Origin of the sequence: Nocardioides sp. (assembly GCF_016462705.1) — a bacterium.
Taxonomy (GTDB): domain Bacteria; phylum Actinomycetota; class Actinomycetes; order Propionibacteriales; family Nocardioidaceae; genus Nocardioides.
On sequence record NZ_JAEMSS010000152.1, the window covers coordinates 912 to 10,040 of the forward strand.

Annotated in this window: 13 protein-coding genes, 1 tRNA gene and 1 pseudogene; 2 read left to right on the top strand and 13 right to left on the bottom strand. The window is 73.2% G+C overall.

Going from position 1 to position 9,129, the window contains the following annotated elements:
* Window positions 1-654: GDSL-type esterase/lipase family protein (locus JHD21_RS16850; RefSeq protein ID WP_292677534.1), on the top strand; the 654-nt coding region annotated here is incomplete at its 5' end.
* Window positions 655-714: 60 nt separating this feature from the next.
* Here the strand turns inward: JHD21_RS16850 and JHD21_RS16855 are convergent.
* Together JHD21_RS16855 and JHD21_RS16860 are read right to left on the bottom strand one after the other, a co-directional pair.
* Window positions 715-1,545 carry a Bax inhibitor-1/YccA family protein gene (locus JHD21_RS16855; protein WP_292677535.1) on the bottom strand — a complete coding sequence of 277 codons (831 nt, stop codon included), beginning with the start codon at window positions 1,543-1,545 and terminating at the stop codon, window positions 715-717.
* Window positions 1,546-1,680: 135 nt separating this feature from the next.
* Window positions 1,681-2,349 (bottom strand): class I SAM-dependent methyltransferase, encoded by a 669-nt coding sequence (locus JHD21_RS16860; RefSeq protein WP_292677536.1) that lies wholly within the window; start codon window positions 2,347-2,349, stop codon window positions 1,681-1,683.
* 75 nt (window positions 2,350-2,424) lie between these two features.
* On the opposite strand from JHD21_RS16860, the gene JHD21_RS16865 reads away from it, so the two are divergent.
* The gene (locus JHD21_RS16865) at window positions 2,425-3,930 is read left to right on the top strand and encodes an alpha/beta hydrolase (protein WP_292677537.1); all 1,506 of its coding nucleotides are present in this window, start codon (window positions 2,425-2,427) and stop codon (window positions 3,928-3,930) included.
* 15 nt (window positions 3,931-3,945) lie between these two features.
* Here the strand turns inward: JHD21_RS16865 and JHD21_RS16870 are convergent.
* The 11 genes and pseudogenes from JHD21_RS16870 to eno form a co-directional block, all read right to left on the bottom strand.
* Window positions 3,946-4,022, bottom strand: a tRNA-Leu gene (locus JHD21_RS16870).
* Between the two features lie 4 nt (window positions 4,023-4,026).
* Window positions 4,027-4,584, bottom strand: a complete 558-nt coding sequence (gene def / locus JHD21_RS16875) for a peptide deformylase (protein WP_292677538.1) — start codon at window positions 4,582-4,584, stop codon at window positions 4,027-4,029.
* Window positions 4,581-5,120, bottom strand: coding sequence for an ACT domain-containing protein (locus JHD21_RS16880; RefSeq protein ID WP_292677539.1), 540 nt, complete (start codon window positions 5,118-5,120; stop codon window positions 4,581-4,583). Before JHD21_RS16880 ends, def begins: the two co-directional genes overlap by 4 nt.
* Entirely contained in the window at window positions 5,117-5,872 is a 756-nt protein-coding gene (locus tag JHD21_RS16885) for a uracil-DNA glycosylase (protein WP_292677540.1), read from the bottom strand. The genes JHD21_RS16880 and JHD21_RS16885 overlap by 4 nt, the downstream gene beginning before the upstream one ends.
* The gene (locus JHD21_RS16890) at window positions 5,823-6,143 is read right to left on the bottom strand and encodes a hypothetical protein (RefSeq protein ID WP_292677541.1); all 321 of its coding nucleotides are present in this window, start codon (window positions 6,141-6,143) and stop codon (window positions 5,823-5,825) included. The genes JHD21_RS16885 and JHD21_RS16890 overlap by 50 nt, the downstream gene beginning before the upstream one ends.
* Complete coding sequence (locus tag JHD21_RS16895; RefSeq protein WP_292677542.1) at window positions 6,140-6,391, bottom strand: DUF3618 domain-containing protein; 252 nt, start codon at window positions 6,389-6,391, stop codon at window positions 6,140-6,142. The genes JHD21_RS16890 and JHD21_RS16895 overlap by 4 nt, the downstream gene beginning before the upstream one ends.
* Window positions 6,388-6,804, bottom strand: coding sequence for a phage holin family protein (locus JHD21_RS16900; protein ID WP_292677543.1), 417 nt, complete (start codon window positions 6,802-6,804; stop codon window positions 6,388-6,390). Before JHD21_RS16900 ends, JHD21_RS16895 begins: the two co-directional genes overlap by 4 nt.
* Window positions 6,805-6,833: 29 nt before the next feature.
* Window positions 6,834-7,742, bottom strand: coding sequence for a Ppx/GppA phosphatase family protein (locus JHD21_RS16905; protein WP_292677544.1), 909 nt, complete (start codon window positions 7,740-7,742; stop codon window positions 6,834-6,836).
* Window positions 7,735-8,253 carry a DUF501 domain-containing protein gene (locus JHD21_RS16910; RefSeq protein ID WP_292677545.1) on the bottom strand — a complete coding sequence of 173 codons (519 nt, stop codon included), beginning with the start codon at window positions 8,251-8,253 and terminating at the stop codon, window positions 7,735-7,737. Before JHD21_RS16910 ends, JHD21_RS16905 begins: the two co-directional genes overlap by 8 nt.
* Complete coding sequence (locus JHD21_RS16915; protein ID WP_292677546.1) at window positions 8,250-8,846, bottom strand: septum formation initiator family protein; 597 nt, start codon at window positions 8,844-8,846, stop codon at window positions 8,250-8,252. The genes JHD21_RS16910 and JHD21_RS16915 overlap by 4 nt, the downstream gene beginning before the upstream one ends.
* Window positions 8,847-8,848: 2 nt before the next feature.
* Window positions 8,849-9,129, bottom strand: a pseudogene (gene eno / locus JHD21_RS16920) (phosphopyruvate hydratase); the annotation flags it as partial.

A 9,129-nucleotide genomic window follows, 5' to 3' on the forward strand; every position in this document is an offset into this window, starting at 1 on the left:
CTCCCGATCGAGCCGGACGTCGCGGTGATCCTGATCGGCGCCAACGACGTGACCCACCAGGTGCGGCCGGCGACGTCGGTGCGGCACCTCTCCGAGGCCGTACGCCGGCTGCGCGAGGCCGGCGTCGCCGTGCTCGTCGGCACCTGCCCCGACCTCGGCACCCTCAAGCCGATCGTCCCTCCGCTGAAGCAGGTCGCCCGCACGTGGTCGCGGCGGCTCGCGGCGGCGCAGACCATCGCGGTCCTCGAGAACGGCGGCCGGACGGTGTCCGTCGGCTCGATCCTCGGACCGGAGTTCGCCGCCGCCCCGGCCATCCTGTTCGGCCCCGACCAGTTCCACCCCTCGGTGGCCGGCTACCGCTCGCTCGTCGGGGTCCTGCTCCCGTCGACGCTGGCCGCCCTCGGCCTGACCGAGGAGGAGGAGACCGGCCCCGCGCGGGGCGAGGGCGTGCTGCCCATCGCCGACGCCGCGATCCAGGCGGTCAAGACCCCGGGCACCGAGCTGGACGGCACCGAGGTCAGCGGGCGGCGCCTCGGCGTACGCGGCCTGTGGGTCGAGCTCCGGCACCGCCGCCGCCAGCAGACCGCGGACGCGCAAGCGCCCGAGGACGTCGAGGAGTCCGACCCGGCAGCGGTGGGCACCGAGGGAGCATGACGACAGCCCCCGGTCCCGAGGACCGAGGGCTGCCGGAGCCGGTGGCGCTGGCTGGTCGGGTCAGTCGGAGTTGAAGATGGCCAGCAGGCGCAGCAGGTTGGTGTAGATCCAGACCAGCGAGACGGTGATCGCGAACGCGGCGCGCCACGACTCCTGCTCGGGGATCTGGTTGCGGATGCCCTGCTCGACGAAGTCGAAGTCGAGGATCAGCATGAACACACCGAGCACCAGACCCGCGATGGCGGTCAGCATGCCGAGGCCGCCGAAGCCGAACAGGCCGAGCTGGCTGCTGAACATGCTCAGGACGAGCTCCATCAGGCTGAGCCCGATCATGCCGAAGACCGCGGCGATGACGAACATCCGGAACTTCGACCCGACCTTGATGTCGAAGATCTTGTAGGCGGCCAGCGTGCCGGCGAAGGCGGCGAAGGTGCCGATGACGGCCTGGACGACCAGGTTGTCCTGCCCGCCGTAGACGCTGTCGATGACCTTGCTGAACGCACCGAGCGCCACGCCCTCGAACGCCGCGAAGAGCAGCACCAGGGCCGGACTGACCACGCGCTTGAACGAGTTGACCATCGACAGGGCGAAGGCGCCCAGGCTGCCGATCAGCAGCGCCGAGTAGAGCGGGCCGAGCGAGGCCTCTGAGTCCGTGAGGTCCGGGGTGACGAGCCAGGTGGCCGCGGCCACGACGATCACGATCGCGAGCGAGATCGCCGTCTTCTGCACGACCGAGTCGATGGTCATGGGGGCACCGACGCGGCTGTCCGGCGTGGTGGGCAGGCCGTAGCCCGCGGTGGGCGCGCCGCCACCCGCATAGGTCTGGTTGCCGTAGGTGTTCGCCGAGTTGAACTCCTCCGAGCGGCGGAACACCGGGTTGTTGCTCTGCATCTGTACTCCTCCTTGGAGGGTGTGGGCGGTCGTCGCGGTGACGGGTCGCCGATGTGGCCCAGTCTACGGACCACACCTGGCAGAACGCGTCCGTCGCCCGCAGCGTTCCTGCCGAACCTGTGAGTTGGCTGAGGATCAGTGGCGTACGGCGCGCACCACCGTGTCGGTGATGGTGATCGTGTCGCCGTCGGCGTTCGTGGTCTCCCGGGTCTGCCCCTCGGCCACCACGACCTCCCAGGCGCCCGCGGGCAGACAGGCCACGACCTGCTCGGGGGCGAACAGCAGGTGCGCCAGGGCCGGGTTGCGCAGGCCGGTCGAGGCGTCGGCGGGGTGGTGCCCGACCACCAGCAGCGTCCCGCCGCTGCGCACCGCCCCGGCGATCGCGCCGAAGGTCTGCGCGAACAGCGCCAGCGGCGGGTGCAGGAACGACGCCGTCACGAGGTCCATACCACCGGGCACCGGCTCGCCGCCGAGCACGTCCACCCGCGCCCAGGTCGTGCGGTCGGCGACCCCGAGCTCCGCGGCGTGCTCCGCGCCCCGCTCGATCGCCATCTGCGACACGTCGATGCCCGCGGCCAGCCATCCCTGCTGAGCCAGCCACACGACGTCCGCCCCCTCACCGCACCCGACGTCCAGCGCCCGCCCCGCTGCCAGGCCGGTCACCTGCTCGACCAGTCGCTGGTTGGGCTTGCCCGACCAGACCCGGGTCGACCCGGCGTACCGCTCGTCCCAGAACTGCTGGGTGAACATGTCCATCTCGTCGTCGTCCTTGGCGGGGTCCGCGGTGTGGTCGTGGTGGCTCATGACCCGAGTGTGGCGCTTCAGGTCGACCTGAAGGCAAGTCCGGTAACCGGGGCAGGTCTCCGTCGTTGGGCAGGCATGCTCCGTCGCGCTCTCGTCGTCGTCCTCGGCACCGCCTGCGCCCTGGGGACGCTGCCCGCGACGGCGGTCGACCAGCCGCCGGTGCACTCCCCCGGCTACGTCGCCCGGGACACGCGCAACATCGCCGACGCCTACGGCCGGGTCACCGGCCCGGGCGGGCAGCTCGCCAACCCGGCGTACCTCCCGGCGCTCGCCACCACTACCGCGGCCCACCATCTGGCGCAGCTCCTCGCGCAGGCGGCGACGCCGAACCGGCCTGCTCTCACCGCCGGCACGGTCGTCCCGGGATGGGACGTCGGCAACCCGCTCCGGGCGGGCTGGGACGGCACCCGTGGCCTCAGCGAGCGGGTGTCCTTCACCAACCGCTACGGGGCGCTCCTGCGTGGCACTGTCTACCGGCCCCAGCCGGGCGCCCGCGACCCCTACACGGGCGAGCGGCTGCGCAGCCCGTTCCCCGGTGTGGTGATGACGCCGGGGTCGGTGCAGGGCAGCGAGGGGATGTACCGCTGGCTGGCCCAGGACCTCGCGGAGCGGGGCTACGTGGTGCTCACCTACGACGTGCAGGGGCAAGGTGCGAGCGAGACGCTCCCGCACGAGCCGCAACCCGGCGAGCAGGTCGATGCGCTCCCCTTCTGCAACCCGTTCGGCACTCCCCGCGACGGCGAGCAGACCGGCTGCCCCGGAGTGCCGTCCCAGCAGCTCGCGAACTTCGAGCTCGGCACCGTCGACGCGCTCGACTTCTTCGTGTCGACGCCGCAGTCGCCGTACGCCAACCCGAGCTCCTCCGACGTCGAAGTGGACACCCACAACCCCTACTGGCGGCTGTGGGACCGCCGTCCCGACCCGCGCCCGGCGACACCGGGCCGGACCACGAGGCTCGCCCTGGTCGGGCACTCCATGGGTGCGGCGGCGGTCTCGAAGGTGCAGGGCTACGACGAGCGCGTCGCCGCCGTGGTGGCGCTGGACAAGCTGGTCGGACCCGACGGCTCCGCTCCGTTCGAGGGTCTCGACAACCGGCCGGTCGTCCCGGCCCTCGGCCTGCAGGGCGAGTACGGCTTCACGGTCACGCCGTACACCCTGCACGGCGGATCCTCGCTCAACCCCGCACCCAGCCCCGACGGGCCGGACCCACGGCGGGAGAAGCAGACCGGGTACGACGCCTGGCGCGAGGCCGGCGTCGACAGCATGGTGGTGGTGCCGCGGGCGTCCACCCACCTGGAGTGGACCGACATCCCGCTGGTGATGCCGGCCAGCAGGTACGGGCAGGCCCTCTCCAGCCACTACGCGCAGGCCTGGCTCGACCGCTACCTCAAGCACGCCGACGACGACCGCGCGCTCACCGGGACCCGGTTCCGCTACCTCGAGCCGCGCGGCGGCGGACTGTGGGCGCCGATCACGCTGGAGCGCGACGAGCTGTTGAGCTTCTACTACTGCTCGGCCTACTCGTTCCGGTCCGGCCGGGAGGTGCTCGACGACGGTGACCTCGCCGGCGTGGGGTGCTGAGCGCGGAGCCACCGCTGGTGCCCCCGCTGGGGTTCGAACCCAGACTGGGTCGCTTTTAAGGCGACTTCCTCTACCGGTTGGGATACGGGGGCAGGCCTACAAGTATGTGGACCGGGCGTGGACGGCGTCGGCACCGGCGACCCGGTCGAGGAAGAGCCGGCCGGCGCAGTGGTCGATCTCGTGCTGCAGGGCCCGCGCCTCGAACGCGTCGGTGGTCACCTCGACCTCCTCGCCGGTGCCGGGGAGCAGGCCGCGCACGACCAGCCGGCTGGCGCGGCGTACGTCGCCGGTGAGGTCGGGGACGCTCATGCAGCCCTCACGGGCCTTCTCGTTCCTGGTCGCCGAGACGATCTCTGCGTTGCAGAGCACGAACGTGCCGTGGTGGGTGCGGACCTTGGGGTGGGCGGACACGTCGACGCAGAACACCCGGCCTGCGACACCGACCTGCGGCGCCGCCAGCCCGACGCAGCCGGGGCTCACCCGCATGGTCTCCACCAGGTCGGCAGCGAGCTGGACGACCTCGGCGGCGGTGGGGTCGACGTCGGCCGAGGGCGCGCTGAGCACCGGGGCCGGGGCGCGGACGACCGCCAGGACCCGTCCCTCCACGCCGAGCAGGTCCTCCGACCAGAGCGCGACGGGGTGCTGGGCCGTCACAGCTCGTCGATGTCGACCCGGCGCAGCGTCGCCTGGACGCCGAGCTCGGACGCGACCCGCTCGACGGCCGCCTCGAGGGCCGTCACGTCGGCCTCGGCGGGGACGTCGATCTCGGCGACGAGCAGGTAGAGGTCGCCCGCGAGCCGCGTGGTGAGGTCGGTGATGTTGCCCCTGACCGCCGCCACCTCCGCGACGACCGCCGACACGATGCCGGTGCGGTCGCCCCCGTGCACGGTGAGCACCCAGGGCGAGCCACCCGGTGTCGGGCCGGACTCGGCCGGCACCTCGGCGACCGTGACCCGCAGGGAGCGGTCGATGGTCAGCGGAGCCAGCGCGTCCTCGATGTCGCGGCCCCCGGCCGCGCCGGCGCAGATGAGCGTCATCGCGAAGTGCCCACGCAGCAGGGTCATCGTCGAGTCCTCGAGGTTGAGGCCCAGCTCGGCGAGCCGCGCGGTGGTCTCGGCGATGATGCCCGGCCGGTCGTGGCCGACCACGGTGACGGCGTAGAGGTGGTCCGAGGCCGCTGCGTCGCTCACGGACGCAGTCTGGCAGCAGCGGCCCGCCCGAGCACGTCGTCCAGCATCGCCTCGGTCAGCCGCCCGGTGAACGTGTTCTGCTGGCTGGGGTGGTAGCAGCCGAGCAGCCGGACCTGCTGGTCCTGCGGCAGCGCCAGCACGACCTCCGCGCCGTGGCCGAACTTCGGCCGCGGCACCGGGATCACCGCCCCGACCCGGGCCAGCGCCGTGAGGGACGCCTGCCAGCCGAAGCCGCCGAGGGCGACGACGACACGGACCGACTTCAGCACGAGCCCGAGCTCCGCATCGAGCCAGGGTGCGCAGGTGTCCCGTTCCTCCGTCGTGGGCTTGTTGTCCGGCGGGGCGCAGCGGACCGCGGAGAGGACCCGCGTCCCGGCCAGCTCCAGACCGTCGTCGGCGTGCACGCTGGTCGGCTGGTTGGCCAGACCCACCCGGTGGAGGCTCGCGAACAGCCAGTCCCCGGACCGGTCGCCGGTGAAGATCCGGCCGGTGCGGTTGGCGCCGTGCGCTGCCGGAGCCAGTCCGACCACGAGGATCTCCGGGTGCTCCGGGCCGAAGCCCGGGACGGGACGGCCCCAGTAGGTCTCGTGCGCGAACGACGCCCGCTTGACCCGGGCCACCTCCTCGCGCCAGGCCACGAGCCGCGGGCAGGCGAAGCAGTCCGAGATCGCGGCGTCCAGCGCCGCGAGGTCGGACCAGCCGTCAGCTGAGGGGCTGTCCGACCGCGGTGTGGGGTCGGGTGGCGTCGTCATCCTGGCCGCCATCCTTGCCGCTCACCTTGTCCTGCACCGACGACGCGGCCGAGGTCGCCTTGTCCTTGACCGCCGAGGCCACGACCGGCGCCTGCTGGGCCACCGTCTCCTGCGCCTTGCCGGCCGCGGCCTGGACCTTGGGGTTGCCGGCGAACCGGCGGGCACCGTCGGCGATCTGCTCGTAGCGCTCGCGACCGGCCCGGGCGCCGAGCACGTAGCCCGCGCCGAGGGCGAGCAGCAGGGTGAGCTTCCTGAACGGGTGCTTCTTCATCGGTGGCTCCTTCTCCAGATGACGAGCCCCACCACAGCCGCGGTGATCGCCAGGACGGCGACTGCGAGCTCGGGGCGGGGCTTGCCGTTGTCGGTGGTCGCCCGGTCCCTGACCTCGGCGACCTTCTCCTTGGCTTGTGCCTTGACGTCCAGTCGGTGCTGCAGCTCGTCGACGGTCGCCGCGAGCTGGTCGCGCTGGCGGGCGATGTCGGCCTCGATGGCCTGCGGGCTCGCTCCGTTGGTGCTCACGGGTGGCTACCTCCCTTGAGCGTCGCGACGTCCTCCTTGACGCCGGCGATCGCCTTCTCGGGTGCCGGCGGCGTCGCCTGACCGACCTGCTTCTTGCCGGTCAGCGCGGCCACTCCGGCGGCCGCGAACAGCACTGCCGTGACGATGAGGACCGCCGCCCACAGCGGCAGGACGAGGTCCAGCAGCACGACGACCGTGGTGAGGAGCGCGGCCAGCCCGTAGAGGGCGAGGAGCCCGGCCACACTGAACAGGCCCACCCCGACGCCGGCGCGCTTGCCCTTCTCGGTCAGCTCCGCCTGGGCCAGCCGGATCTCGCTGCGCACCAGCTCCGGGATCTGCTCGCTGAGCCGGTGCACGACGGCCCCGAGCGGCTCGCCGGACAGGTCCGGCTGTCTCTGGGACGTGGAGGTCATGGCTGCGCGGTGCCCAAGGCACGGCGCGGTCAAACGAGCGACCAGGCGATCCCGTCCAGGATGTCGGCCTCCGAGACGACGAGGGTCCGGACGCCGGTGCGCCGCAGCACCCGGTCGAGGATGAGCACACCCGCGCCGATCACGTCCGCCCGCCCGGGGTGCAGCCAGGGCAGCTCGAGGCGCTCGGCGTGCGGCAGGGCCAGCAGCCGGCCGGCGAGGCCGTGCACGTCGTCGACCGCGAGCTCCGCCTGGTCGACCAGGGCCCGGTCGTACGCCGCCAGGTCGAGCACCCCCGCGCCGACGGTGGTCACCGTGCCCGCGACCCCGACGACGGTCGCGGCGTCGGCGAGCGGCACCGGCGACCGGTCGAGGTGGGCGTCGATGTCGGCCACACAGGCAGCCACCTCGGCCGCGGTCGGCGGGTCGGTGTGCAGGTGCCGCTCGTGCAGTCGCACGGACCCGATGTCGAGGGAGACGGCCGAGCCGGGTCCGTCTGACGGCGTGCCGAGCACGAGCTCGGTCGAGCCGCCGCCGATGTCGACGACCAGGACGGGCTCGGCGGGGGCGGAGCGCAGGTTGCGGACCGCCCCGTCGAAGGCGAGCGCCGCCTCCTCGTCGCCCGACACGACCTCCGGGTCGACACCGAGCCGGGCCCGGACCCCGGCCGCGAACACGTCGGCGTTGGCGGCGTCCCGGGTGGCCGAGGTCGCGCAGAAGCGGAGCCGCTCGACGTCGTGCGCCGCGATCAGGGCGGCGTACTCGTCGAGTGCGGCGAAGGTGCGCTCCAGCGCCTCGTCGGCGAGCCGGCCGGTGGCGTCCACCCCCTGCCCGAGGCGGACCATCCGCATCTCCCTGACGTCCACGTCGGGGAGGGCGCCGATGAGGAGCTTGACGGTGTTGGTGCCGCAGTCGATCGCCGCGACGGTGCTGTCAGGCATCGCCTGTCTCCACGCACGGACCGGGCTCCCACCACTCGCCCAGGAGGTCGAGCACCTCGTCGCCCAGCGGGTTGACGCCCCGGCCCTGCGCCAGCGCCTGGCCGGCGAGCACGTGCAGGCACTTGACTCGGTCGGGCATCCCGCCCGCGGAGATCCCCTCGATCTCCGGCACGTCCTGGCCGGCGGCGCGGCCGAGCTCGGCACGGGCCGCGAGGTAGCGCTCGTGCGCCGCGGCGTACGCCTGCGCGAGCTCGGGGTCGGAGGCGAGCCGCGCCTCCATCTCCTTCATCAGCCCCGACCCCTCGAGGGTCCCGATCCGCGAGGCGGCCCGGGGGCAGGTCAGGTAGAACGTCGTCGGGAACGGCGTCCCGGACGGCAGCCGCGGCAGCGTCGTGACGACGTCCGGCAGCCCGCACGGGCAACGGTGCCCCACCTCGTGGATGGCGCGGGGCTCGCGGCCCAGCTGCGCGCCGACCGCCTGCTCGTCGGCGGGGTCGAGCCGACCGGTCACCCGGCGGACTCGCTGGACCCGTCGATCTCGGTGGCGGGCGGCTTGGCCGGCTTCGGCGGGTGGCCGGCCAGCTCCACCGACTCCCAGGCGTCGGACCACCACGGCGTCGGGGTCGTGCTCAGCACCTCGGCCGGGTCGTCGAGGTCGGACTGGGGGCGCAGCGCGTTGCCGTCCTCGTCGAGCACGAGGTAGGTCCGCTCGCCCGGCATGACGTAGCCCAGCCGGGCGCGGGCCTGCTGCTCGATGTAGGCAGGGTCGGACCAGCGCTGCTTCTCGGCCTCGAGCGCGTCGATGTTGGCCTCGCGCTCGGCGATCTGTCCCTTGAGGTCGTTGATGTGGGTGCGTTGCTGAAGGAACGCCTTCAACGAGGACGCGTAGGACACCATCAGCACGGCCACCACGAGCACGAGCACCGCGGCGCGGCTGGTGAGCCGCGACTTCGGACCGTCCGGCGCCGACGGGTCGGCCACCGCGGGGACCGGCGTCCGGGCCGGGCGGTCCGCACCGGTGCGTCGGCCCGGTCCGGGACGCCGTCGCGGCCCCGAGGGCCGGGCCCCGGAGGCCGCATCGCGGCGCGACGGACGGCGGGTCATGCTCAGGCCTGGTAGCGCGGGAAGGCGCCGGCGCCGGCGTACCTCGCGGCCTCGCCGAGCTCGTCCTCGATCCGGAGCAGCTGGTTGAACTTGGCCACCCGGTCGGACCGGGCCGGGGCGCCGGTCTTGATCTGGCCGCAGTTCACCGCGACCGCGAGGTCGGCGATGGTGGTGTCCTCGGTCTCGCCCGAGCGGTGGCTCATCATGTTGCGGAAGCCCGCCCGGTGCGCGAGCTCGACGGCGTCGAGGGTCTCGGTGAGCGAGCCGATCTGGTTGACCTTGA

What these genes read in the sequence shown, in the direction of transcription:
- JHD21_RS16855 (WP_292677535.1), bottom strand. Translation starts at nt 1,545, where the DNA reads ATGCAGAGCAACAACCCGGTGTTCCGCCGCTCGGAGGAGTTCAACTCG.
- JHD21_RS16860 (WP_292677536.1), bottom strand. Translation starts at nt 2,349, where the DNA reads ATGAGCCACCACGACCACACCGCGGACCCCGCCAAGGACGACGACGAG.
- JHD21_RS16865 (WP_292677537.1), top strand. Translation starts at nt 2,425, where the DNA reads ATGCTCCGTCGCGCTCTCGTCGTCGTCCTCGGCACCGCCTGCGCCCTG.
- JHD21_RS16885 (WP_292677540.1), bottom strand. Translation starts at nt 5,872, where the DNA reads ATGACGACGCCACCCGACCCCACACCGCGGTCGGACAGCCCCTCAGCT.
- JHD21_RS16890 (WP_292677541.1), bottom strand. Translation starts at nt 6,143, where the DNA reads ATGAAGAAGCACCCGTTCAGGAAGCTCACCCTGCTGCTCGCCCTCGGC.
- JHD21_RS16900 (WP_292677543.1), bottom strand. Translation starts at nt 6,804, where the DNA reads ATGACCTCCACGTCCCAGAGACAGCCGGACCTGTCCGGCGAGCCGCTC.
- JHD21_RS16905 (WP_292677544.1), bottom strand. Translation starts at nt 7,742, where the DNA reads ATGCCTGACAGCACCGTCGCGGCGATCGACTGCGGCACCAACACCGTC.
- JHD21_RS16915 (WP_292677546.1), bottom strand. Translation starts at nt 8,846, where the DNA reads ATGACCCGCCGTCCGTCGCGCCGCGATGCGGCCTCCGGGGCCCGGCCC.